Below are 25,003 nucleotides of genomic sequence, written 5' to 3'. Positions count from 1 at the left end.
TTTTCTATCTCGTTGTAATTGAATTTATTATAAGAGAAGTTTTTTTAGTCTTTTTCTGATAATTTAAAATTCCGCTAGTTTAATGGCAACTCAGCAACGACAAAAGTACTTCCGCCAACATAAATAAAATCGTTTTTTGCAGCGTTTTGCTGTGCTGTTGCGAAAGCTTCGGCTACAGAAGCGTATTTCTCTCCTGATAAATCATATTTTTTAGCCGCTTCTTTCAGGATTTCAGTGTCTAAACCTCTTGACGAATCAGGTCTGCAGAAATAGTATTGCGCATTTTTAGGAAAAAGAGGCAAAATAGAATCCAGGTCTTTATCGTTTACAACGCCTAAAACAATATGTAATTTTTCAAATTTTTCATTTTGAAGCTGATGCATCACAACCGCCAATCCGTGTTTATTGTGTGCCGTGTCACAAATGATTTTAGGGTTTGTTCCCAATTGCTGCCATCTTCCCTGCAAGCCCGTATTTTTTACCACTTTCAATAAACCAGATTTTAAGCTTTCATCAGAAACCTTAAATTCATTTTGAGCGTTCAAAACCGCAATCGTCTGCTGAACTGTTTTTTTATTATGAAATTGATAATCTCCAATTAGATCTGAAGGAAAAACTGTAGAAATTAAATCAGAAGCAAAATATACCGGCGCTTTGTTTTCTTCGGCTTTAGCCAAAAATACAGGCTGAGTTTCATTTGTATATTCACCAATAACAACCGGAACATCCGGTTTAATAATTCCCGCTTTTTCCCCAGCAATTGCTGCCGGAGTATTTCCTAAAAACTGAGTGTGGTCTAAGTCGATGTTGGTAATAACAGAAACTAAGGGTGTAATGATATTTGTGGCGTCTAATCGTCCGCCAAGGCCAACTTCGATAATAGCGATATCTACTTTTTCAGCAGCAAAATAATCAAAAGCCAAACCAACAGACATTTCGAAAAAACTCATATCATTGGCTTCAAAAAAATCTTTGTGTTTGGCGACAAATTCGCAAACAAAATCTTCAGAAATTTCGGCACCATTGATTTTGATTCTTTCCCTGAAATCTTTTAAATGGGGCGAAGTATACAAACCCACTTTATATCCCGCTTCCTGTAAAACCGAAGCCAGCATGTGCGAAGTCGATCCTTTACCATTTGTTCCCGCAACATGAATGCATTTTAACTGCTTTTCCGGATGATTAAGATGTGCTGCGAGCAATTTGATATTGGTCAAATCCTCCTTATACGCTGATGCGCCCTGAAGTTGATACATTGGGAGTTGATTAAACATCCAGTTTGTGGTTTCCTGATAATTCATATTTTGGATAAAAGAGTTGTGGATTGAAATAATTTTCGATTTTTTTAGTTTTATATTAGAGCGAAAATTATCTTTATTGCAAATTTCAAATATTTTTTAGAATTAATTATTAAAAACCAGAATTAATATATGTTTAGTTTTATTCAATTACAAACAGATACCATTGCAAACGCCGCATCTAACGTAGTTATCGAAAAAATTGCACCCAATACAGAGATCTCAGTTTTAGGTTTTATCTTAAAAGGAGGTTTTTTCTTAATACCCATCGCTATTCTATTGTTTTACACGATCTATGTTATTTTTGAGCGTTACCTATATATTAGCAAAGCGTCCCGAATTGATAGCCGATTAATGCAGGACGTAGGAGATAAATTAAATGCCGGTAATATTGAACTGGCGAGAACAATTGTTGAAAGAAGCGATACTGCTGCTGCAAATATCTTAAAAGAAGGTGTGTTGGTAATTGGAAGGCCAATTGCTGAAATTGAATCTAATATGGACCGTGCTGCCGATATCGAAATTGGAGAAATGGAAAGACGTTTAGGGCATCTGGGACTTATTGCCGGTATTGCACCAACATTAGGTTTTATTGGAACTATTTCCGGGGTTATTAAGATTTTCTACAGCATTTCGGTTACTGAAAATATTAGTATCGGAAACATTTCCGGAGGTTTATACGAAAAAATGATCAGTTCCGGTTCCGGGCTTATTGTAGGTATTATTGCCTATAGCGCTTACCACTTACTGAACGGGAAAATTGATGATTTTGCTTTAAAAATTCAGAAACAAATATTAGAATTTGTAAACATAATTCAAAGAGCATAAGGTATGTCTATTAAGAGAAAAAGAAGATTTCATGCCGAAGTGGCGACTTCATCACTGAGTGATATTATGTTTTTCCTGCTGTTGTTTTTTCTTATTATCTCAACGCTTGCAAACCCTAATGTTATCAAAATGACTCTGCCAAAGGCGAAAGCAAATGAAAAGACCAATAAGCAATTGATTAGTTTGTCTGTTACAGAAGATAAAAAATTCTACATTGACAAAGAACCGGTTGATTTTGAAAATCTCGAAACCAGTTTAATGACTAAAATAGGAACAGATAAAGAACAAACCGTTGTAGTTCGAATTCCGTTTAACTTACAAGTGCAGGACTTAGTAGATGTGTTGCAAATAGGGGTGAAGAACAATTTAAAATTTGTAATTGCTACAAGTCCTAAGTAAAATCATTTGGGCGTGACCACAATAAAAAAATGGGCCAATCAGCATAACGTTGATTCGCCCATTTTTTTATTGCGGTCGGGCTATCCGCGCTACTTCGGTAGCTAGCTTCTATCCCTCACGCGGAAAAAGAGCATAGAGGAAAGAATAAAGAGGAAAGAGAATAGAAGAAAGAAGAAAGAGTATAGAGCATAGATTAAAGAAAAAGTAGCTATAGAGTATGTCATTGTGAACAAAGGGAGAAATCACACAATCCCGAAGCTTCGGGACGCAAAGTAAAGCCAATCTTTGTTGATTAGCGAGTGTGATTTCTCCTTACGTCGAAATGACAAACTGAATGAAAAAAAGAAATAAATACCAAAAAAGGCTTTCTGAAAATCATCAGAAAGCCTTTTTTTATTCGTGTAAATCCGTGCAATTCGTGTTTCTTAATCCAAACTAAAATTATAAATAATCTTACCCACTTGTTTGGCCGCAGCATCAGCATCAGCTTCCCATTTCGTATTCATGGCAGCAATCTTGGCTTGATCCAGTAAACATCTTGCCGTATTTGTAGTTCCTTTTATTCCAGGCGTTGCACTGATAGTTTTTCCGTTTTGATCTACCGTAATTTCAACGACCACTCTTCCTTCTTCGTTACAGGTGTATTTTGGTGCGGGTTTCGATAAAGCCTTTCTGGTTCCTAATGAATATCCTGATCCGCCGCCAGAACCACCGCCGCTTCCGGCTCCGTAACCGCTTCCTGTACCAATTCCTTTTCCTGTACCATTTCCTCCGCCTGTTCCGCCACCAGAACCTCCGGTGCCGTAATAGCCGTTAGAACCTAAACTTCCGCCTGCTTTTCCTTTATTCCCGGCTACTTTATCATCGCCATCACCACCTTTATTGGAGCCTTTTAGAATACTCGACAAGGCATCGTTTGTAGCGTTCGAAACTTTTGGTTTTTCAGGAACCGGTTTTGTTTCCGGTTTTACAACAGGTGTTGTTTTTTTGGGTTTTTCTTTTGTCGGAATTACGACATCTGTTTCATCAGTTGCTGTATTTTCCTGTGTTATGGTTGCTTCCTCGGGAGTTGCTTTTGCAGGAGCTTGTTTTACGTTATTTTTTACTTCTAAAACTTCACTTTTATAATTAGCTCCTGAACCTAAATCACTGTCGCCAAAATTTACCGTTACACCACCTCCGCCACCTCCGCTGGCTAGTGCTGAATTATTTTCCGGATTATATGGAGGCCAAAAACGGATAAAAAACAGCAATATCAATATTGCGGCATATATAAGAGTAGTAAGCGCTAATGACTTCTTCTGGTCAGAAGAAACAGAAGAGCCCGCTTTGTTTGGATTGATTTTATTTGGGTTCACTTTTATTGAACTCATTTTGATTCTGATTTTGTAATTGTATTATTTAAAAACGTTTAAAAGTACTAAAAATTGTTTAGAAACAAAGAGGGAATTTAACCGCAAAGTGCGCGAGGGTTTACATAAGGAACGCTATTTTATTTCTCGCAAAGTCGCAGAGGCGCAAAGTTTTTCTTTTTTTTAAGTTTTTCTTAACGGCTTCGCGACTTTGCGAGATTAAAAAAAAACAGCTTTGCGAACCTTGCGTAAACCCTCGCGCACTTTGCGGTTAAACAAAAAAAAACGAGCCAAACATTATTTGACTCGTTTAGAATAAAAGTATAAAGAAAACTATACTAATTGTTTCAATGCAATTTCAAAAGCAGTTGCACTGATATTTGTTTTTGACGGATTTAAAGCATGGGCTTTTACAATCGCATTTTTTATAATTTCAGAAGTATCGTTAAAGATAGCCTCATCTGTCATTTGCACTTTCTTCTCCATAAAATAAGCAAAAACCCTTGCCATTCCGCAATTCGAGATAAAATCAGGAATCAAACTTACTTTATGATCAACTTCTTCCATAATGGACCCGAAGAAAATTTCCTTGTCAGCAAAAGGAACATTCGCACCACAAGAAATCACTTCTAATCCGTTGGCAATTAAACTGTCAATTTGGGTTTGCTGTACCAATCTTGAAGCAGCACAAGGCGTGAAAATTTCAGCCCCAATCGTCCATATTTTAGAATTGATTTCTTCAAACGGAATCATATTATCGGCAACTAGTTTATTTCCGTCTTTATTTAAAAATAAAGTTCTGATTTCTTCAAAAGAAAAACCATCTTCTTTAATTAATCCACCATCGCGGTCAATGATTCCAATTACTTTTGCACCCATTTCGGCCAGGTAAAAAGCAGCAGCAGAGCCTACATTTCCAAAACCCTGTACGATTGCTTTTTTACCTTTTATATCTCCACCATAAGTGGCATAAAAATGACGAACCGCCTCTGCAACGCCATAACCTGTAATCATATCGGCAACAGTATATTTTCTGGTAACATCAGGCGAGAATTTAGGATTTTCGATTACCTTAATTACACCTTGGCGTAATTGGCCAATTCTATTAATTTTATCGGCTTCGGTTGGTTTAAAATGTCCGTTAAAAACGCCTTCCTGCGGATGCCATACACCACATTCTTCGGTCATTGGAATTACTTCGTGAATTTCATCCACATTCAAATCCCCGCCAGTTCCGTAATAACTTTTTAATAAAGGCGAAACCGCTTTGTACCAACGTTGTAACACCCCTTTTTTACGAGGATCGTTCGGGTCAAAATTAATTCCGGATTTTGCGCCTCCAATTGCAGGTCCGGAAACAGAAAATTTAACTTCCATTGTTTTGGCCAATGATAAAACTTCATTCATATCCAAGCCTTTTCTCATTCTGGTTCCTCCACCTGCAGCTCCTCCGCGAAGTGAATTAATAACAGTCCAGCCTTCAGCTTCAGTTTCAGAATCTTTCCAGTTAAAAACAATTTCAGGCTCTTTATTTTCAAATTGCTGTAATAAATCTTTCATTTTGTTGAGATATGTTTAGTTTGCGTAAAAGTATAAAATAGAATAATGCGAATAATGTATTTAATAGCAATTTTAACTAACAAAAAAAAGAAAGCCGAAAACAATGCGTTTTCGGCTTCACTATTCTATAAAAAATTAGGAGAATAATTATATTCCCAATAAATGTTTTTTCAAAGTTTCGTCAACTGGTTTGTCTGAAAGCCAGATGCCGAATAAGGCTTTTTTGAAATCAAATCCTGAAACTTTTCCTTTTAATGTTTCATTTTTATAAACGTTGATCGTTTGATCAAGCGGATTATAGGCCAGAACAAAAACATCTTTTTCTGTAATAGCATCACTCAGGAAAGATTTGAACTCTTCAATTCTGGGGCGCAATTGCTCCAGATTGCTTCCTGCAGATTTTTCGAAACCGCTGTTCATGGCCTTGGTTAATTTGTTTGAAGAAACCATAGAAGAGGTGATTTCTATTCGAATTGCCATTTCTGTATCGCTGTCGATAATAAATTGCGGATCCTGACTCAATTGAGATAAATATAATGCCTGCACATAAACTTCCAACCACATTTTTGATCTCCCGCCAGCACCATTAAGTTGTAAAGTCTTTCCCTGAAATTCAATTTTTCTTGGAACAGTAACGCCATTTACTTCTAACTGAGTTTGTGCAAAAACTGTCGAAAACTGTACGCTAAAAAGGAGTGTAAGTAATAGTAAAATCTTTTTCATGTTTTGTCAATATTATAATTTTTAGGCAAAAATAATGTTAATTTGTCAATTAATCCTTATTGTTAAACATGTTTTTTTATTGCTGAATTTTATTTTTAGATTCGTATTAGATTAATAATCAAATTAGTAAGACTTATTTTACGTGTATTTACGCGTTTTAAGGATTGTTTAATCTTTTAATGAAGGTTTTTTACTAAACTTTTTTAGGTACAAGCTCTTTTAACCCAAATATTTATTCTTAAATTTTACAGAAAACGTTGCAAATTTGATGTCTGTTGCGCTAAATTTTGAAATTATTACGAAAACGTTATCGTAATCTTTGCTGATCTCTTAATTTTGTATGCATGCATTGTTAATTTCACATTTAAAAATTATCTTTGGGAGCCTTTTTTGCAGAAAAAAATCAATTCAAAAAACAAAAATTAACCAATCACTAAACTTATTTTCCTGAAAAGAGGTTTAGAAAAACAATAAAATATTATAACTATGGATTTCAATCTTACCGAAGAACATTTAATGATTCAACAAGCCGCCAGAGATTTTGCTCAAAACGAATTGTTACCGGGTGTTATTGAGCGCGACGAAAAACAAATTTTTCCGACAGAACAAGTAAAAAAAATGGGGCAGTTAGGTTTCATGGGAATGATGGTTGATCCTAAATATGGAGGAAGCGGTTTAGATGCTATTTCGTATGTTATCGCTATGGAAGAAATTTCAAAAGTTGATGCATCGGCCTCTGTAGTAATGTCTGTAAATAATTCATTAGTTTGTTGGGGTTTACAGGAATTTGGAACCGAGGAACAAAAGCAAAAATATTTACCGGGTTTAGCATCCGGTGAAATTCACGGAGCATTTTGCCTAAGCGAGCCCGAAGCCGGAAGTGACGCAACTTCGCAAAAAACTACGGCCGTTGATATGGGAGATCATTATATCGTAAACGGAACAAAAAACTGGATTACCAACGGGAATACGGCATCTGTTTATTTGGTAATTGCCCAGACACATCCGGAATTAAAGCATAAAGGAATTAACGCTTTGATCATGACCAAAGATATGCCAGGTTTTTCTATTGGCCCAAAAGAGCAAAAAATGGGAATTCGTGGTTCTGATACACATTCTTTAATGTTTAGTGATGTAAAAGTTCCGAAAGAAAATAGAATTGGAGAAGACGGTTTTGGATTTAAGTTTGCGATGAAAACACTAGCAGGCGGACGTATCGGAATTGCATCTCAGGCTTTAGGAATTGCTTCCGGAGCTTATGAGCTGGCTTTAAAATATTCGAAAGAACGTAAAGCTTTTGGAACAGAAATCTGCAATCATCAGGCAATTGCTTTTAAACTGGCAGATATGGCTGTAAATATCGAAGCAGCACGCCACTTGTGTATGAAAGCAGCCTGGGATAAAGACCAGCATAAAAACTATGATGTAAGTGGTGCAATGGCAAAATTATTTGCTTCGCAAGTGGCCATGGATACCGCAGTTGAAGCAGTTCAGATTCACGGAGGAAACGGCTATGTAAAAGAATATCACGTAGAGCGTTTTATGCGTGATGCAAAAATTACTCAAATTTATGAAGGAACTTCTGAAATTCAGAAAATCGTAATTTCAAGATCAGTTATAGCGGGATAATTATCCTTAAAAAAAAATAATTAATAAAACCCTTTCAGGCTCAACAGGCTGAAAGGGTTTTTTGTTTTTAGTCGCGATAGCTTTTCGCTACTAATTTAAAAGGCTGAAAGAAAAAGATGAAGTAAAACATACTTTGTTTTCTGACTCAAAAGCAGTATTTATTAGAAGCCGGAATTGTTTTTAATACTCCTGAAAACTATAGGTAAAATATTAACGTACATTACAATAGGTTCAATACAAATTGATTACCCGTACCCTAAAATAAAGTATTTAATCTTCTAAATTTCAAATAGCCATGTTACTAAAATCAATACGTCACAGTTTAGATGAATTACTTGGTCTGTTAGATCAGGTGTCTGCTCAGGAGTATTCAAAATCTTGCGATACTTTAAGTAATGCAACGATTGGTGAAAATATACAACAGATCATTGAGAGGTTTCAATGTCTGGAAAACGGATATGATTCAGGAATTTTGAATTATAGTAATAGAGAAAGAAACAACCAAATTCAAACGGAGACTGAGTTTGCAAAACACTGTATAGCCGAAATAAAAACAGGATTGAAAAGTGAAAACAGGGTCCTTTACTTAGAACAGGTAATTAGTGGACTTGCGATCAGGATTCAAAGTAGTTACTACAGAGAATTACTCTATAATCTGGAACATTGTGTTCATCATCAGGCTTTAATAAAAGTCGCCGTTTTACAATTTGAAAATAAGGCAGCCGATGAGAATTCCGGGGTTGCACATTCTACAATAGAATATAGAAAACAATGTGTACAGTAAGTTATATCAATAATGACGGTGTTGTAATCATAACCTCAAATCGTGATGAAAAAGTAAATCGTCCGAGTGCTATTTCGCCAAGAAGTTATTATCATAACGGTAAAAATGTTATGTATCCAAAAGATCCTAAAGCAGGAGGGACCTGGTTTGCAGTTGACGAATACGGAACTGTTTTGGTACTTCTCAACGGAGGAATTGTAAAACATGACCGCATATTTCCGTATAGAAAAAGTCGTGGATTAATTGTTTTGGATATTATTTCTAATGATTCGCCAAAGGATTTCTGGTATCAGATCAATTTAGAAGATATAGAACCTTTTACCCTGATTTTGTGCCAGAATTTGGAATTGTATGAATTGATTTGGGATGGTTTTGCAAAAAGAACAACACCGCTAAATGAGTTTCAAAATTACATTTGGTCATCCGTTACTTTGTATTCAGATAAAGTCAGAAAAGAAAGAACTTCCTGGTTTGTTGATTTCTTAAAGAGTACAAATGAAATTTCAGCTTCAGAAATCTTTGGTTTTCATCGCGATACTAAACGTGATGATTCTGAAAATGGGTTGGTAATCAATAGGGAGAATACAATAAAAACGGTAAGTATTACACAAGTTATAATAGAGCAAAATACAGGAAAGATGCGACATTATGACTTAGAGAAAGCTCAGGATTTCTCAGCTTCTTTTACAAGTTTTTAAAATAAAGATCATCTTTTTAAATTTTTTAGGAGTCCCGTTTGGACAAGTTAGATTTTATATTCGTTTAACGGAAAGTATATTACAATAGTAAGAAAGTTAAAATAGTATTATATTGCAGGAACTTTGATTGAGATGTTCCGGAAATGTTACGTTTGATTGTTGTTTTACAAACGCTTTTCCAAAAAAACAATTCCATTCTCAAAGCCTGTTATGCCCGTTTGTATTCTATTATTTTTTTAAGGAATTATTCAGGTATTCAAAGCATGTGAAAAATATTTTAAACCCTCTTCATTAGAGATTTAAATCTTCATTTATGAAAAAACTATACTTTCTTGTTCCTGTTGTTTTCCTGGCCTGCAAATCAAATCCATCTGCAGTAAGTACAAAAGAACCAGCATCGGCATCCAGGCCTATTGAAATTACCTATCAAGTAAAAGAGAAAGAAGTTTCGGATTTTCTCAAATACCTTTCTTCCGATGAGCTGGAGGGGCGTGAAACGGGTACAAAAGGAATAGAAAAAGCAGCCGTTTTTTTAGAAAACTTTTTTAAAAAGAATGATGTAAAACCTTATTTTGCTTCATATAGGGATACATTGACGAATTTTAAATCACCAGCCTATAATATAGTGGGCGTTTTAGAAGGAACAGATCCTGTATTAAAGAAAGAGTTTGTAGTTTTAAGTGCGCATTACGATCATATTGGTTTAGAGAAAAATAAACAAGGTGATGCCATTAATAATGGTGCAAATGATGATGCATCCGGCGTTACGGCTGTTGCAGAAATGGCAAAATATTTTAGCGAGACAAAATCAAATAAACGCAGTATTCTTTTTGTGTTTTTTGCGGGAGAAGAAAAAGGTTTGTTAGGGTCTAAAAGTCTGGTTCAGAAACTTAAAAAACAAGACTTCAATTTGTATGCCCAACTCAATATCGAAATGATTGGTGTACCCATGAAGCGTGATTATTTAGCCTACATTACCGGTTTTGATAAATCGAATATGGCTGAAAAAATTAATGAATATACCGGAAAAAAAACAATAGGTTTTTTACCAAAAGAGGCTGAATACAAGTTGTTCTACAGATCTGATAATTATTCGTTTTTTGAAGCTTTTGGAAAACCATGTCAATCAATAAGTACGTTTGATTTTGAAAATTTTGAATTTTACCATCATGTTTCAGATGAATTTAAATTGATGGATATTCCGCACATGACCACTTTTATTCAGGAGTTTTTACCAGCCGTGACTAAAATAGCCAGTACTCCAACAGAAGAAATTACAATGAATAAATAATCTGTCTATTTATTTGATTTTCTTATTTTTGCTTTATGAAAAATATTATTGTTACCGGAACCAGTAGAGGAATTGGTTACGAATTAGCGTTGCAATTTGCTAATGCTGGTCATCAGGTTTTAGCCATTTCCAGAAAAATACCTCAAACCCTTTTAGAACATCAAAATGTAACGTGCCTTTCAGTTGATTTATCAGATGAAACAGCTTTGAATGAAGTAGATCATTTTCTGTCTTCAGGCTGGAAAAAAGTTGATGCAGTGGTTCATAATGCAGGCGCTTTGCTGTTAAAACCTTTTGCAGAAACAACTCAGGCTGATTTTGAAAGTATTTATAAGGTAAATGTTTTTGCAGTTGCCAATCTTACCAGAATTTGTTTGCCATATCTTCAAAAAGGGAGTCATGTCGTGACAATCAGTTCAATTGGTGGTGTAAGAGGAAGTCTTAAATTTGCAGGATTAGCCGCTTACAGTTCAAGTAAAGGGGCCGTTATTACCTTAACGGAATTGCTGGCAGAAGAATATAAAGAGCTGGGTATTTCATTTAATGTTCTCGCTTTAGGCTCTGTTCAGACAGAAATGCTCAACGAAGCTTTCCCGGGATATCAGGCGCCCATTTCTGCCGAAGGAATGGCAACGTATATTTATGATTTTACGCTTAACGGAAATAAGTATTTTAACGGAAAAGTATTAGAAGTTTCGTCTACAAACCCGTAATTCATTATGAATTAGCTGTTAGTATTAAAAATCATCAAAAGTATAATAATTACATCAAAGAAAAGCCAGGTTAAAAACTCATCACTCATACTTTATAATTCATAATTATTTTGAACGAAACTTTAGCTAAATATATACCGGAACATGCTGTAAAGCCTGTTTTTGAATTGATCGTAGCCAATCAGGTTCACCTTAAAATCGTAAATGAACGTCAGACGCGTCATGGCGATTACAGGAAGGGACCTGGTGGTAAACATGAAATTACGGTAAATGCCAGTTTAAATAAATATCGTTTCTTAATTACACTCATTCATGAAATTGCGCATTTGGTAGCATTTGAGAAATTTGGCCGAAATATAAAGCCACACGGAAATGAATGGAAGTTTACTTTTCAGCGTTTGATGGTTCCCTATATCAGACCTGAAATTTTTCCGGGGCATTTATTGCCCTTACTGGCCAGACATTTTAAAAATCCGTCTGCAAGCAGTGATACCGATACCACATTGTCTTTGGCCTTAAAACAATACGATGCCAATAGCGATAAGAATTATGTTTTTGAGATTCCATACGGAAGTGTGTTCCGAATTAAAAATGGTAAAGTATTCAAGAAATTAGCCGTCAGGACCAAACGTTTCGAATGTATCGAAATTAGTTCTGGAAAAACGTACTTGTTTAATCCAAACGCCGAAGTTGAGCTGTTGCCGGGTAATCATTAATTGAAGTAAAGCAAAACTATAAAAACCAAATTTCAATTGCTTTTCAATTGAAATTTGTTTTTTTTATTGTAAAGATGGAGTTTTACGTAAATATAATGTGTGTTTTGTTTTAAATTTACGAAATTGTTGCATCTTTAACTAACAGAAAAAATTGATTATGATAAAAAGACTACTTAGCACATTTCTTATTTTATTGCTTTCCGGTTCTATTCATGCCCAACAAAATAATGATGTTGAAACCACTGAAAAAACAAACCCAATTCTTTATGGGGAAATTTTCGGAGGTTTAACCGGGATGAAACATTTTGGTTTTTCCGGTGGCGCCGAGTTAAATTATCAATACAAAAAAAGTCTTTTTAGTTTGCGATATGCTAATGTAGTTGGCTATATCTCAAATGATATTAATCCGTTTTTTCCGTTGCCCACCTATTATAAATCAGATGATAATTCTGAATATGCCGTATTGTATGGCAGAAGATGGATGTCTGAGAGACGGTCTTTTAGTGTTTCTGCCGGAATAAGTTGCAATAATCTGGATTCAAAGAGAAGGATTGTCGATGAAGCAGAAGAAACATATACTTATATACGCAATTATGAAACCTTTTACGGTGTTCCTTTTGAGGCTAATTATAAGTGGTTTTATAAGAGAAAAAAATCTAAATTAGTCTACAATGCTTTGATACCTAGTATTGGGGTGAAGCTTTTGGGTAACATTTCAAAAAACAGTTATATTGGCGTTGGGGTATCGATTGGGTTTGGATTCGCCAGAGAATATTAGAAATGGTTCAATAAAAAATTCCAAATTTCAATCTGTTAAGGTTGGAATTTGGAATTTTTATATAGATAATCTAATCGTTTTTTATCCTTTCAGATACGCTTCTCTTACTTTTTTGAACAGGTTTGAAGAGTAAACAAATTTGACAATATCTTTGTTGTCTGTTCTGAATATTTCTTCTTTAGTTCCCTGCCACGCTTTTACTCCTTTTTTCAGGAAAACAATATTTTCGCCAATTTCCATTACAGAGTTCATATCGTGCGTATTGATTACGGTTGTGATATTGTATTCTTCTGTAATTTCTTTAATTAAATTATCAATCAACGTTGAGGTATTTGGATCTAAACCTGAATTGGGTTCATCACAAAACAAATATTTTGGATTGTTTACAATCGCACGTGCAATCGCCACACGTTTTTGCATCCCTCCGGAGATCTCTGAAGGCAGTTTTTTGTGTGCATCAACCAGATTTACTCTTTCTAAAACAAAATCAACACGCTCTTTGATTTTTGCTTTATTATCATTGGTAAACATCTTTAGCGGAAAAGCAACATTCTCTTCAACAGTCATGGAATCAAATAAAGCACTTCCCTGAAAAACCATTCCAATCTCTGTTCTTAATTCTCTTTTTTCATCCGGTTCCAATTCAGAGTAAATTCTTCCGTCAAATTCAATTGTTCCGGAATCCGGTGTATGAATTCCCAATAAAGTTTTTAATAAAACAGTTTTTCCGGATCCGCTTTGCCCAATAATCAGGTTCGTTTTTCCCGTTTCAAAAACGGTCGAAACACCTTTTAAAACTTTACTGTCGCCAAACGATTTTTCTATGTTTTTTACTTCGATCATTATCCTAATAATAATTGAGTTAATATATAATTAAAAAGAATGATACAAACAGATGTCCATACAAATGAAACTGTACTTGCTTTACCAACTTCTAATGCGCCACCTTTCATGTAATATCCGTGAAATGACGGAATCGTAGCCAATAACATTGCGAAAATTAAAGTTTTAATAAAGGCATAGGTTATATGGAAAGGAATAAATTCCATCTGAGCACCCTGAATAAAGTCCTGACTGGTCGAAAATCCGCCATAAGCACAAGCAAGCCATCCGCCAAAAATACCCAGGAACATACTAATACCAATAACAAAAGGATACATCAATAAGGCTACTATTTTTGGAAAAACAAGATAGTTTAATGAATTAACCCCCATAACTTCTAAAGCGTCAATTTGTTCGGTAACACGCATTGTACCAATACTGGAAGTGATGTAAGACCCCATTTTCCCGGCCATAATTACCGAAATAAAAGTAGGAGCAAACTCCAAAATCACAGATTGACGTGTCGCAAAACCAATTAAATATTTTGGAATTAAAGGATTAGTTAAGTTTAATGCCGTTTGAATGGCAACAACTCCTCCAATAAAAAAAGAGATAAAGCAAACGATACCAAGAGAGTCGATTATTAAATCGTCGATTTCTTTAAAAATCAATTTTTTCATCACAGGCCATTTGGTCTGTTTATTGAAAATTTCCTTCAGCATTAAAAAATATCTTCCTATTTGAGATATATAACGAATTAGCATCATAGTTTTAGAAATATTGGCTAAGGTAAAAAGAAGTTATGAGTTTTGGGTTATGAGACGAGGTTTTTCGGTTGTTTTAGCAATCAAATTAACTTTTGTTTCATTTTCTGAAAACGATAATTTCTTATGAATTTAGCTTGTTCGGGTGTAACCAATAAAGGTGTTTTGGCTTTTTTTGCTTTCCAGAATCCTCTGATGTAGTCAAAAAACAGAAAAGGTTTTTTCTTCATCATTGCCAATTTGGCCGATGCAATTGCTGTGATCCAGAAACCGTATCCTAAGGTGTAAAAAGCTTCGCCTTGTTTGTAACGTGCCGTTTTATTATAATTTGCACCGGTTGGCTTAAGATGTTTTACATGTAAAGATTCATTTGTAACTATTTTCCATCCGTAATATTTACAAAGCAATTCATCAACTGTATCCCAGCCCATAGCAGGTTTTAAGCCGCCAATTTGCTGAAAAGTTTCCTTTCGATAAGCTTTCAGTGCACCACGGATATGATCTTTATCTGTTAGGTTTTCCAGGATCCAGTCTCCGTTTTTTTCGATGTAGCAAAATCCTCCCGCCATTCCAATTTTTGGATCAGACTGAAAGTGGTTGATAATGGTTTCAAAATAATTTGGAGGAAAAATTAAATCGCCATCTATTTTTACGATAATGTCATAATCAGCATCCAGTGTTTCAAATCCTTTTTGAAAAGCCTGAATTACTTTGCTTCCCGGCATGTGAATCGCATCAGATGTTTTGTTTACAACAGAAATAAACGAATTTTCCTTTGCAAATCCCAATACAATTTCTTCTGTTTTATCAGTTGAATTGTCATTGACAACAACAACTTTTGAAGGCAAAACTGTTTGCGAAACCAAAGATTGTAAGGTCAGGCCAATTAAATCTTGCTCGTTGTGTGCGGGAATAACGATGTAATACTTCATAATTTTCAAATTAAATCCAGTCTGTTTAAATTCCAAATTCCAATTTTACCAATAATGTGGTTAAATTGGAATTTAGAATTTAAATATTGGAATTTGTTTATGCTTTTACTTTTTCAGCATAAACAATATAATATCTATTGGTAAAACTGCGTAAAAAAGGCCTTAGTCCGAATTTTTTTACCGGGTTGGTCCATTTTTGTCTGTCGATGATTTTCCATCCGGTTTTTTCTAAAAGCCAGTCTAACTGCCAGTCTTCAAATTCGTGGTAATGTCTGTCCCACATATCCGTTTTAGAACGATATGCCGGAGAAAACCATAAACGCATCGGAATTGAGATTAAAAGCTTGTCTGATTTGATTTCGCTTAAAATCGTAAACGGATTTAGTAAATGTTCGAATATTTCGAAGGCAGTTACAACATCCTGCTTTTCATTTTGAAAAACATCCTGGTTCAAATCTAAATCTTCACCAGTTGTATTTTTTACTGAATATCCTGCTTCTTTCATGATTTTTGAAAATGGATTTTCAACTCCTAAATCCAGAATAGTTTCAGATGTTTTGATGTGTTTTTGTAAAAATTCTAAAGTAAGTTTGAATCTTTTATTCGGAAACGTTTTTTCGTACATTTTATAGTTTTTAACGGCAAAGGCGCAAATATACTAAAAAGTCCGCATTTTAAAATGCGGACTTTTTAGTATTCTGTTTTGAGTCAAAGTTTTCGGTCTGTTTAAAAGGTAAACTAAAATCTGCGACTGAAACTGTTAATTTAGTATCGGTAAACAAATGCATTAACATTCATTCCTGCTCCAACAGAAGCAAAAATAACAACGTCGCCTTTGTTGATTTCGTGATTTTCGATTTTGCCCTGAATCAACAAGTCAAATAAAGTAGGAACTGTGGCAACGCTGCTGTTTCCTAAATCATGAATACTCATTGGCATAATATCTTTAGGGGCAGTTTTGTCGTATAATTTATAAAAACGATCGATAATAGCCTCGTCCATTTTTTCATTTGCCTGATGAATCAGGATTTTCTTTACTTGATCAATTGAAATACCGCTTTTATCTAAGCAGCTTTTCATAGCGCATGGAACATTACTTAAAGCAAATTCGTAAATTTTACGCCCATACATTTTAATGTACTTAATATCCGGATCTAAATCAGGATTGTACGATTTACCGAAGTATAAAAAGTTAGCTTCATCATTAGCATAAGTAGCACTTTCATAAGATAATAAACCGGCTTCATCTTCTGAGGCTTCCAGGATAGAGGCTCCGGCACCATCAGAATAAATCATCGAGTCGCGATCGTGATCATCTACTACTCTTGAAAGTGTTTCGGCTCCAATTACCAGAACTCTTTTTGCCATTCCGGATTTTATAAAAGCATTGGCTTGTAAAACGCCTTCGATCCAGCCCGGACACCCAAAAAGAATATCGTACGCCACACACTTTGGATTTTTGATGCCCAATTTGTTTTTTACACGTGTCGCTAAACTTGGTAAAATATCAGTTTGGTGCGTTCCTGATTTTACATCGCCAAAATTATGCGCAAATATAATATAGTCTAAAGTTTCACTGTCAATGCCGGAATTTGCAATCGCTTTTTGAGCGGCAAAAAAGGCTAAATCAGATGCAGTATGTTGTGTTTCGGCATAACGACGATTTTCGATTCCGGTAATACCTTTGAATTTTTTAATTACAACTTCGTTAGGGTAAGCAAAAGGAGTTCCGTCTTCATTCAAAAAAACATGATCACCAAAGTCAGTATTGCTTACTTCTTTATTTGGAATATAGCTTCCTATGCCTATTATTTTTATTTTCATTATTCAGTAATTATCCAATAAATTTAGTGCTAAAGTATAAATAAATTCATGATAACTATCATAAAAAATACTATGCATGCATATAATTATCAAATAATAATTATTTGTGGGATTTATTGTTAATTTTCTAATGAATTTTAAGTTTTACCGAGATTTCAAACGATTGAGTTTTGTTTTTTGATTTATTTTTTTTCGGAAAAATTGTAAAGTTTTTTTGTGTTTTGTTACAAATAAAACCGAAGTTTCAAAAAGTGTTAAAAAATAGAAAACCTTATACTTTATTTTGAAGTTGTGTTAATGGCGTTTGTGCGTGAGGGATAGGAGTTGGCTACCAAAGTAGCGCGGATAGCCCGACAGTATTTAAGAAAAGGCCTCATGAGCGCAAAGTTGATTAGGCCTTTTTTAAATACTGGCACGCCCAACTACTATTTTAGATTATAGATTTCTGATTGTAGATTTGTTTCAGGTTTCAGGTTTCACGTTAGGTTGGTACCTGAAACAAAAAAACCGACAAGTTAAAAGACCTGTCGGTTTTGAATATATAATTCGAAAACTATTTCTTAGTTTTCCATGTAAGCTTCAATAGGAGCACAGCTGCAAACTAAGTTTCTGTCACCGTATGCATCATCTACACGACGAACTGATGGCCAGAATTTATTTTCAGCGATATATTCTAATGGGTAAGCCGCTTTTTCTCTGGTATATGGAAAATCCCAGCTATCTGTAGTTAGCATTGCCAATGTGTGAGGTGCATTTTTCAATACATTGTTTTTGTCATCGGCTGTTGCAGCTTCAATTTCTTTTCTAATTGAAATAAGAGCATCACAAAAACGATCTAATTCTGCTAAATCTTCAGATTCAGTAGGTTCAATCATTAAAGTTCCTGCTACAGGGAAAGAAACCGTAGGAGCGTGGAAACCGTAATCCATTAAACGCTTCGCGATATCACCTACTTCAATTCCGTTTTCTTTAAACGCACGACAATCTAAAATCATTTCGTGAGCCGCTCTTCCGCATTCTCCGGTATAAAGAATTGGGTAGTGTCCTTCGAAACGTGATTTCATATAGTTAGCATTCAAAATGGCATGCTCAGTAGCACTTTTTAATCCTTCGGCACCCATCATTGTAATGTAGCCGTAAGAAATTAAACATACTAAAGCAGATCCGTAAGGTGCAGATGAAATAGCTGTAATAGCTTGTTCACCGCCAACTTTTAAGATTGGGTTTGTTGGTAAAAACGGAACCAGTTTTTCGTTTACACAAATTGGTCCAACTCCAGGTCCGCCACCACCGTGAGGGATTGCGAATGTTTTGTGTAAGTTCAAGTGACAAACGTCAGCACCAATTGTAGCAGGATTTGTTAATCCAACTTGCGCGTTCATGTTTGCACCATCCATATATACTAATCCGCCATTGTCGTGGATTAATTTTGTGATTTCAATAATCGAAGATTCGAAAACTCCGTGAGTAGAAGGATACGTTACCATCAAACAAGATAAATCATCTTTGTGTTCAATCGCTTTTTCTCTTAAATCTTCTACATCAATATTTCCTTCCGGAGTAGTTTTAGTAACAATGATTTTCATTCCGGCCATCGCTGCAGAAGCAGGATTGGTTCCGTGAGCAGATGAAGGAATCAAACATACATTACGGTGACTTTCTCCTCTTGATAAATGGTAAGCACGGATAGCCATTAAACCGGCATATTCTCCCTGAGCTCCAGAGTTAGGCTGTAATGTTGTTCCGGCAAATCCGGTAATTACATTTAATTGTTCCTCTAATTTTTTAAGCATCGTGATATAACCTTCTGCTTGTTCTACCGGTGCAAAAGGGTGAATGCTGTTCCAGTTTGGCATTGATAAAGGCAGCATTTCTGAAGCTGCGTTTAATTTCATTGTGCAAGAACCTAATGAAATCATCGAATGATTTAACGATAAATCTTTACGTTCTAATTTTTTGATGTAACGCATGATCTGACTTTCTGAATGATGATTGTTGAATACATCATGCGTTAAGAAAGGTGATGTTCTTTCTAATGAAGCAGGTAATTGACTTGCAGTAGCTAATTCGGCAACAGTAAAAGTTTCTTTTCCTAAAGCTTCAGCAAAAATGGCAATAATCTGGTTGATGTCGGCAATTGAAGTTGTTTCGTTAAATGAAATAGAAATCGTATCAGCATCAACATAATAAAAGTTTACTTCGTTTTTCTCCGCAATAGCTTTTACTTTTTGAGCATCTGCTTTTACCAAAATAGTATCAAAGTAAGCTGTATTGGTTTGGAAAACGCCTAATTTATTTAAAGCTTCAGCAGTAGTAACCGCCGATGCGTGAACTTTGTTTGCAATATATTGTAATCCTTTTGGTCCGTGGTAAACCGCATACATTCCGGCCATAACTGCTAATAAAACCTGAGCTGTACAAATATTTGAAGTTGCTTTTTCACGTTTAATATGCTGCTCACGCGTTCCTAACGCCATACGTAAAGCACGATTTCCGTTTACATCAATAGAAACTCCAATAATACGACCCGGCATAGATCGTTTGTATTCATCTTTAGTGGCAAAAAAAGCAGCGTGAGGACCACCATAACCCATTGGTACACCAAAACGCTGTGTTGTTCCAACTACTACTGCAGCTCCCATTTCTCCCGGAGAAGTTAAGGCGGCCAATGATAAAATATCAGCAGCAAAAGCTACTTTGATTTCGTTTTCTTTTGCTTTAGCAACAAAAGCACTGTAATCGTTTACCTGACCGTATTTTCCCGGATATTGTAAAATGGCTCCGAAGAACTCATTTGAAAAATCAAAGTTTTCGTGGTTTCCAACAACTAATTCAATTCCAATAGGAGTTGAACGTGTTTGTAATATGGATAATGTTTGTGGTAAAATTTCTTCAGAAACGAAGAATTTGTTTGTATTGTTTTTCTTTTGGTCACGTGTACGAACGTCAAATAACAAAGCCATAGCTTCGGCAGCAGCAGTTCCTTCATCCAATAAAGAAGCATTTGCGATTTCCATTCCTGTTAATTCAATAACTGTAGTCTGGAAATTTAAAATGGCTTCAAGACGACCTTGAGCAATTTCTGCCTGATAAGGGGTATACGCCGTATACCATCCTGGATTTTCGAAGATATTTCTTTGAATTGGAGCCGGAACGATAGTCGGGTGATAACCCAAACCAATATAGGATTTGAATACTTTGTTTTTCTTTCCTAATTCCTGAATGTGATTTGCAAATTCGTATTCTGTCATTGCAGGATCTAAATTCAAAGGTGCTTTTAAACGAATATCATCCGGAAGGGTTTCGTAAACAAGTTGTTCGATCGATTCAACCCCAATGGTTTGTAACATGTGTTGAAGATCTGTTTCTCTTGGGCCAATGTGTCTTAAAGCAAAAGCATCTGTTCTCATTTGTAGCTATTATTTTTTTAAAGGCATGTAATTTACAATGTATCTTCTTTGATGTAATCAAGTGTCACACAAGGTTTATTACATTTTATAGTAAATGTGTTGTTTTTTTGTGGCGCAAAATTAAGTATTATTAATAATTTAATAGGTGTTTTTAACTTCAATTTTTATGAAATTTACAACTAAAGAGTTGATTTGTTAATAATTGATTAGATTTAAAGAATGAAACTATTAAAACAGATATTGGATTTTTACCTGAATAGCAGTATTCATGTGGCTTTATCCTGTTATGCTTTGGTTCGGGTTACGTTTTATGTGTTTCATATTCAGTACAATGAACCCATGGCCTTGTTCGTTTTTTTTGGAACAATTGTGGGGTATAATTTTGTTAAATATGATGCGTTGGTCCGCGTGCAGCAAAAACCGATAGGAAATCAATTGAAAATTATCGCTGTTTTAAGTCTAATTTCACTCGTTTTAGTGGGGTATTATTTTTTTCATCTCAAACGAATTACACAAATAGTATCTGTTGGAATTTTTGCTATAACCGCACTTTACACTTTACCCTTTTTCCCTAACAGAAAAAATGCCCGAAACTGGGCCGGGGTAAAAATATATATTGTGGCACTCTGTTGGGTAGGAGCCACGTTGGTTTTGCCTTATATAAATGCCGAAGTTCCGTTTACAACTAATTTTTTTATAAAATGCATTCAGCGATTTGTGTTGGTCTTTGTGCTGATTCTGGTTTTCGAAATTTTAGATCTGGCCAATGACGATCCGCATCTTAAAACTGTTCCGCAAACCATAGGGGTAAAGCGCACTAAGATTTTAGGTTTTTCACTTTTAGTTCCGTTTTGGATTGTTGGGATCTTGTCTTTTAGTTTTCATGACCTTATTATAAACCTTATTATGGTCGTCATGTTAATGCTGTTTATTCTATTCGCAAACTCCAATAGATCTAAATATTATACTTCTTTCTGGGTCGAAAGCGTGCCCATTTTTTGGTGGCTTATGATTGTATTTCTATAAAAAAACCGATGCTTTTCAATATCGGCATTTCTAAAATTTTATAAAGTATAGTTTTGTTGTTTTGGGCGTGTCCCTCCGGACCGGGCTATCCGCTGCAAGTCCTCGCCCTTCCTTCGTCAGGCTGTGGGCTTTCCGCTTCTATCCCTCACGCAAACCATAAAACGAGAAAATTTATTTTCAAAAGAAATTGATAAATCATCTTTTGAATAGTCTCCAGCTAAAGCCGGAGACTATTCAGATTAATTTCGAATCTGCTACCCAAACGATAGCTAATAGGCGAAGCAAATCTGCGAGAGAAAAAATCTAAAATAATTATTTCGTTTTTTGCTCCGCTAATGCTTTATTCAGGTCAGCTTTTGCCTCGTCCAGTTTCTTTCTTTTCTTGGCGATTTTTTCTTTGCTTTCGTTGTCTTTGATCGCTTTGTTCAGATCGTCTGTTTTTTCCTTAACCTTTTGTTGTTTTTCTTTTACTTTTTTGTCAAGGTCATTTTGTACTGTTTTTGTGGTACAGTTCTTTTTGGTTTTAGCTATTGCATCTTCAACACCCTTGATCTGGTTTTGATTTCCCGCTTTTTTAGCTGCAGTTAATTTTGTGTTTAATTCACATAATTTTCTTTCGCAGCCTTTTAAAGTAGTACAATTGCTTTGCGAAAATCCAATAAAAGAAACGGCAAAAAATGCTATCGATAAAATTTTAGTTTTTAAAGTCATAAGTCTATTTTTTAATGATTAACTAATTGTTTTTATGTATTTAAGACTTATAAAAGTAAGAAAGTTATTCAACTATGTTTCTCTGATACTTCTTTCAAAACTTTATTTCTTTCCAGAAGAAAATATATAAGGTGTTTTTCTAAAAATAAAATATCAAACATTTTTCCTAATATCCCAAACGGAGTTTCATATTGCATTTTATCTTTCATGATGGTGATGCCATTTTGTTCTTCAAAAAAATGTTCATGTTTGAAAGATTTAAATTTGCCGCGTTCCATTTCATCCACAAAATAATCATAGAAATTCATTGCGGTGATTCGGCTTTTGTGTGTGAGATAAAAGCCAAAATGTTTACCGCGCCAGGTTACTGTTTCGTTTAAATTTATCAATCCGGATGTTATTCCGGTAATTGCTTTTTCGTTTGATTTGCTGGCAGATTGCAGGTGAAGATCGATATTTCTTGAAGCATCGAAGACGATCTGTTTTGGGGCTTTTATTTTGGTTGTGAGATTGATTGTGGTCATGTATTTACGTTATGTTTTTACGCAATCTTATCATTTCGACGAAGGAGAAATCTCCGTAAGAAGCTCGACAAAGCATATCGATCATTCTTTGTCGAGTTTCGTGTGTGATCCCTCGTTCCTCGGGATGACAAAAATACGCGTAGTTTTAGTGTAATAAATTTTTAAAAGTATCATCAATATCTCCAAACTTAAATTCAAATCCATTTTCCAAAAGCCTTTTTGGAATCACATTTCTGCTTTTCAAAACCAATTCGGTTTCTGTTCGAATAAAGAAAGATCCAATTTCGAGAAAAAAGGTACTCATTGGAATTCCGAAAGGAAAACCAACTGCTTTTCGAAGCTTCTTCATGAAATCATCATTATGAATAGGTTCAGGAGAAACAATATTGATAACTCCGGTAATTTCTTTTTGAATGATAAAATCAACTGCATGGGCAAAATCTTCTTCATGAATCCAACTGATAAATTGATTTCCTTTTCCCTGTTTTCCTCCAAAACCTATTTTTGCCAAAGTCTTAAGCGGAATAAAAGCACCACCATCTTTTCCTAAAACAATTGAAGTTCGCAAAGCCGTTTTTAAGGTGTTGGGAGTTTCTGTTTTAAAGAATGCTTTTTCCCACGATAAAGCGACATTTATAGAAAAATCATTTCCGATTTCTCCGTGAACTTCATCCATTTGTTTGTCTAATGAAAAACGATAAATCGTTGACGTCGATGAATTCAGCCAGTGTTTCGGCGGATTTTTACAATTCAAAACGGCTTTATTTAAAACTTTTGTGCTTTCAATTCGAGATAATAAAATCTGTTTTTTGTTTTCTTGGGTATAACGGCAATCAACTGATTTCCCTGCGAGATTTATTAGAACATTCGCATTTTCCAGTTCATTTTCCCAACCAGAAAAAGTTTTTGCATTCCAGTTTACATATTTTATTCCGTCAATGGTTTGAGATTTTCCTCGGGTCAGAATTACAATTTCTTCAAATTTATTTTTGAAATGATTAATTAGAACCTGTCCTAAAAATCCTGTTCCGGCTGCGATTACGAGTTTCATAGTGGTATGTTTTGATTTGTGGCTATTGAAACCTAACAGGTTTTTAAAACCTGTTAGGTTTGGTGTTGAGTATTATGCTTTAAAAACCAATCGTTCTTCTTCCTGAGCTTCTTTGGCTTTTCTTTTTCCTCTAAAAAAGAAATATAAATTGAAGAATAACATAATGCCAAGATAAATAGAAAATCCTCCAATTTTGTAACTCAGTCTTTCAATTAATTCCTGATAGCTGTTATTGTTTAATTGTAATTGTAAAATCATTAAAGCAAAACCAATATTTAAAAGATAAAATCCGGTTTCAAAAAGTCTGTTGGTTGCTTCGGCAATATCTTCTCTGCCTTTAAAAATGTCCAGCATAAAGATTTTTCCGTTTTTAAAAAGTGTTTTAGAAACGTAATACGTTAGCAATAATGCAACTGGTAAATAAATGCCGTAACCGATTAAGATTTTTGTAGTTTCCATGATATTTGAATTTAAGTGTTATTTAATTAATTTATGAATGTATTTGGTTATAATTATAATGTTGAGGTAATGCAAAACGGAGATTATAAAAATAATTACAGCTGTTTTTATCCCGATCGTTTCTATAAGCTGAGTTGAGGATAGGATCTTCTGCCAGGAAATTAAGGTCATGGCACAATAACCAATGTTTAAGAGATAATATCCTAAAAGTAGGACCTGATTAATTTTTTGACAAATATCAGTATGATTAGGAATCAGTTCTGCTACATAAATATTGCCGTTTTTGTAGCAGATTTTTCCAACTTTTAGAATGATGAAAATCGTAATGCTGAGATAAATAAAATACCCTATGATGTTGAAATTCATGATTATGGTTTTTTATAAATGATTACAGTAAGGTAAATTGCAAGTACTAGCGGAATTGAAAAAATTATATGAAATAATGTTTTGCTATACTCTATTTGACTGTTGATATACCATAAAGCAAAAAATATAACTACTCCTGCCATATATTTCTGCAGACTTTTGTCACCAGGATTTTCAGTTAACATTCTTACTCCTATACAAAATTGTAAAAAGCCGGTTACCATCGTTGACAATAAACTAAATATAAGTGCGCCTTCTTTTAAAAACGGATAGCTTAATAAAATTGTAAAAGGAAGAGCAAGAGCAAATAAATTGGTTTGTTTTATAGTTTTCATAGGTTTACTT

Annotated in this window: 26 protein-coding genes; 10 read left to right on the top strand and 16 right to left on the bottom strand. The window is 34.7% G+C overall.

Annotated elements, in window-relative coordinates:
- Positions 1 to 74 precede the first annotated feature (74 nt).
- On the bottom strand, positions 75 to 1,301 hold the full coding sequence (locus ACHRWY_RS26915) for a bifunctional folylpolyglutamate synthase/dihydrofolate synthase (RefSeq protein WP_395359002.1): 1,227 nt from the start codon (positions 1,299 to 1,301) through the stop codon (positions 75 to 77).
- Positions 1,302 to 1,430: 129 nt separating this feature from the next.
- Here ACHRWY_RS26915 and ACHRWY_RS26910 point away from each other — a divergent pair, with 129 nt between their 5' ends.
- Together ACHRWY_RS26910 and ACHRWY_RS26905 are read left to right on the top strand one after the other, a co-directional pair.
- Positions 1,431 to 2,126 carry a MotA/TolQ/ExbB proton channel family protein gene (locus tag ACHRWY_RS26910; protein WP_395359000.1) on the top strand — a complete coding sequence of 232 codons (696 nt, stop codon included), beginning with the start codon at positions 1,431 to 1,433 and terminating at the stop codon, positions 2,124 to 2,126.
- Between the two features lie 3 nt (positions 2,127 to 2,129).
- Positions 2,130 to 2,525 carry a biopolymer transporter ExbD gene (locus tag ACHRWY_RS26905; RefSeq protein WP_134150421.1) on the top strand — a complete coding sequence of 132 codons (396 nt, stop codon included), beginning with the start codon at positions 2,130 to 2,132 and terminating at the stop codon, positions 2,523 to 2,525.
- Between the two features lie 425 nt (positions 2,526 to 2,950).
- Here ACHRWY_RS26905 and ACHRWY_RS26900 read toward each other — a convergent pair whose 3' ends face one another.
- From ACHRWY_RS26900 to ACHRWY_RS26890, 3 genes are all read right to left on the bottom strand, one after another.
- Positions 2,951 to 3,898 (bottom strand): energy transducer TonB, encoded by a 948-nt coding sequence (locus ACHRWY_RS26900; RefSeq protein WP_395358997.1) that lies wholly within the window; start codon positions 3,896 to 3,898, stop codon positions 2,951 to 2,953.
- A 312-nt stretch (positions 3,899 to 4,210) separates the two neighbouring features.
- Positions 4,211 to 5,437 carry a Glu/Leu/Phe/Val dehydrogenase dimerization domain-containing protein gene (locus tag ACHRWY_RS26895; RefSeq protein ID WP_395358995.1) on the bottom strand — a complete coding sequence of 409 codons (1,227 nt, stop codon included), beginning with the start codon at positions 5,435 to 5,437 and terminating at the stop codon, positions 4,211 to 4,213.
- Positions 5,438 to 5,584: 147 nt separating this feature from the next.
- Entirely contained in the window at positions 5,585 to 6,160 is a 576-nt protein-coding gene (locus ACHRWY_RS26890; RefSeq protein WP_395358993.1) for a chalcone isomerase family protein, read from the bottom strand.
- Positions 6,161 to 6,646: 486 nt separating this feature from the next.
- On the opposite strand from ACHRWY_RS26890, the gene ACHRWY_RS26885 reads away from it, so the two are divergent.
- From ACHRWY_RS26885 to ACHRWY_RS26855, 7 genes are all read left to right on the top strand, one after another.
- Positions 6,647 to 7,789 (top strand): acyl-CoA dehydrogenase, encoded by a 1,143-nt coding sequence (locus ACHRWY_RS26885; RefSeq protein WP_072960457.1) that lies wholly within the window; start codon positions 6,647 to 6,649, stop codon positions 7,787 to 7,789.
- A 295-nt stretch (positions 7,790 to 8,084) separates the two neighbouring features.
- Positions 8,085 to 8,573: a DinB family protein gene (locus tag ACHRWY_RS26880; RefSeq protein WP_395358991.1), complete on the top strand. Its 489-nt coding sequence runs from the start codon at positions 8,085 to 8,087 to the stop codon at positions 8,571 to 8,573.
- Positions 8,561 to 9,271 carry an NRDE family protein gene (locus ACHRWY_RS26875; RefSeq protein ID WP_395358989.1) on the top strand — a complete coding sequence of 237 codons (711 nt, stop codon included), beginning with the start codon at positions 8,561 to 8,563 and terminating at the stop codon, positions 9,269 to 9,271. The genes ACHRWY_RS26880 and ACHRWY_RS26875 overlap by 13 nt, the downstream gene beginning before the upstream one ends.
- 313 nt (positions 9,272 to 9,584) lie before the next feature.
- Positions 9,585 to 10,562, top strand: a complete 978-nt coding sequence (locus tag ACHRWY_RS26870; protein WP_395358987.1) for a M20/M25/M40 family metallo-hydrolase — start codon at positions 9,585 to 9,587, stop codon at positions 10,560 to 10,562.
- Positions 10,563 to 10,597: 35 nt separating this feature from the next.
- Positions 10,598 to 11,275, top strand: a complete 678-nt coding sequence (locus ACHRWY_RS26865) for an SDR family NAD(P)-dependent oxidoreductase (protein WP_395358985.1) — start codon at positions 10,598 to 10,600, stop codon at positions 11,273 to 11,275.
- Between the two features lie 110 nt (positions 11,276 to 11,385).
- Positions 11,386 to 11,991, top strand: a complete 606-nt coding sequence (locus ACHRWY_RS26860; RefSeq protein ID WP_395358983.1) for a SprT-like domain-containing protein — start codon at positions 11,386 to 11,388, stop codon at positions 11,989 to 11,991.
- A gap of 157 nt (positions 11,992 to 12,148) precedes the next feature.
- A complete protein-coding gene (locus ACHRWY_RS26855) occupies positions 12,149 to 12,769 on the top strand; it encodes a hypothetical protein (RefSeq protein WP_395358981.1) in 621 nt (206 codons plus the stop codon).
- A gap of 81 nt (positions 12,770 to 12,850) precedes the next feature.
- On the opposite strand, the gene ACHRWY_RS26850 is transcribed toward ACHRWY_RS26855, so the two are convergent.
- From ACHRWY_RS26850 to gcvP, 6 genes are all read right to left on the bottom strand, one after another.
- The gene (locus tag ACHRWY_RS26850; protein ID WP_395358979.1) at positions 12,851 to 13,612 is read right to left on the bottom strand and encodes an ABC transporter ATP-binding protein; all 762 of its coding nucleotides are present in this window, start codon (positions 13,610 to 13,612) and stop codon (positions 12,851 to 12,853) included.
- On the bottom strand, positions 13,612 to 14,358 hold the full coding sequence (locus tag ACHRWY_RS26845) for an ABC transporter permease (protein ID WP_055091648.1): 747 nt from the start codon (positions 14,356 to 14,358) through the stop codon (positions 13,612 to 13,614). The genes ACHRWY_RS26850 and ACHRWY_RS26845 overlap by 1 nt, the downstream gene beginning before the upstream one ends.
- 80 nt (positions 14,359 to 14,438) lie before the next feature.
- Positions 14,439 to 15,287, bottom strand: coding sequence for a glycosyltransferase (locus tag ACHRWY_RS26840; RefSeq protein ID WP_395358976.1), 849 nt, complete (start codon positions 15,285 to 15,287; stop codon positions 14,439 to 14,441).
- Positions 15,288 to 15,384: 97 nt separating this feature from the next.
- Entirely contained in the window at positions 15,385 to 15,912 is a 528-nt protein-coding gene (locus ACHRWY_RS26835; RefSeq protein WP_395358974.1) for a methyltransferase, read from the bottom strand.
- Between the two features lie 140 nt (positions 15,913 to 16,052).
- Positions 16,053 to 17,111: a 3-oxoacyl-ACP synthase III family protein gene (locus ACHRWY_RS26830; RefSeq protein WP_395358972.1), complete on the bottom strand. Its 1,059-nt coding sequence runs from the start codon at positions 17,109 to 17,111 to the stop codon at positions 16,053 to 16,055.
- Between the two features lie 560 nt (positions 17,112 to 17,671).
- Positions 17,672 to 20,521, bottom strand: a complete 2,850-nt coding sequence (gcvP, locus tag ACHRWY_RS26825; protein ID WP_395358970.1) for an aminomethyl-transferring glycine dehydrogenase — start codon at positions 20,519 to 20,521, stop codon at positions 17,672 to 17,674.
- A 219-nt stretch (positions 20,522 to 20,740) separates the two neighbouring features.
- Here gcvP and ACHRWY_RS26820 point away from each other — a divergent pair, with 219 nt between their 5' ends.
- Positions 20,741 to 21,547, top strand: a complete 807-nt coding sequence (locus ACHRWY_RS26820; RefSeq protein ID WP_395358968.1) for a hypothetical protein — start codon at positions 20,741 to 20,743, stop codon at positions 21,545 to 21,547.
- Between the two features lie 312 nt (positions 21,548 to 21,859).
- Here the strand turns inward: ACHRWY_RS26820 and ACHRWY_RS26815 are convergent, their stop codons facing one another.
- The 6 genes from ACHRWY_RS26815 to ACHRWY_RS26790 all read right to left on the bottom strand — a co-directional run bounded on the left by ACHRWY_RS26815 (position 21,860) and on the right by ACHRWY_RS26790 (position 24,993).
- Positions 21,860 to 22,258, bottom strand: coding sequence for a DUF1090 family protein (locus ACHRWY_RS26815; protein ID WP_395358966.1), 399 nt, complete (start codon positions 22,256 to 22,258; stop codon positions 21,860 to 21,862).
- 68 nt (positions 22,259 to 22,326) lie between these two features.
- Positions 22,327 to 22,782, bottom strand: a complete 456-nt coding sequence (locus ACHRWY_RS26810; protein WP_395358965.1) for a cell division protein — start codon at positions 22,780 to 22,782, stop codon at positions 22,327 to 22,329.
- Between the two features lie 145 nt (positions 22,783 to 22,927).
- On the bottom strand, positions 22,928 to 23,833 hold the full coding sequence (locus ACHRWY_RS26805) for a TIGR01777 family oxidoreductase (RefSeq protein WP_395358963.1): 906 nt from the start codon (positions 23,831 to 23,833) through the stop codon (positions 22,928 to 22,930).
- A 72-nt stretch (positions 23,834 to 23,905) separates the two neighbouring features.
- On the bottom strand, positions 23,906 to 24,292 hold the full coding sequence (locus ACHRWY_RS26800) for a hypothetical protein (RefSeq protein WP_395358961.1): 387 nt from the start codon (positions 24,290 to 24,292) through the stop codon (positions 23,906 to 23,908).
- A gap of 18 nt (positions 24,293 to 24,310) precedes the next feature.
- Positions 24,311 to 24,658 (bottom strand): hypothetical protein, encoded by a 348-nt coding sequence (locus ACHRWY_RS26795; protein ID WP_395358959.1) that lies wholly within the window; start codon positions 24,656 to 24,658, stop codon positions 24,311 to 24,313.
- A 2-nt stretch (positions 24,659 to 24,660) separates the two neighbouring features.
- Positions 24,661 to 24,993 (bottom strand): hypothetical protein, encoded by a 333-nt coding sequence (locus ACHRWY_RS26790; protein WP_395358957.1) that lies wholly within the window; start codon positions 24,991 to 24,993, stop codon positions 24,661 to 24,663.
- Positions 24,994 to 25,003 lie beyond the last annotated feature (10 nt).

Source organism: Flavobacterium sp. FlaQc-48 (assembly GCF_044007335.1).
In the GTDB taxonomy this organism is placed as follows: Bacteria; Bacteroidota; Bacteroidia; order Flavobacteriales; family Flavobacteriaceae; genus Flavobacterium.
This window is presented reverse-complemented; position numbering and strand designations above follow the sequence as displayed.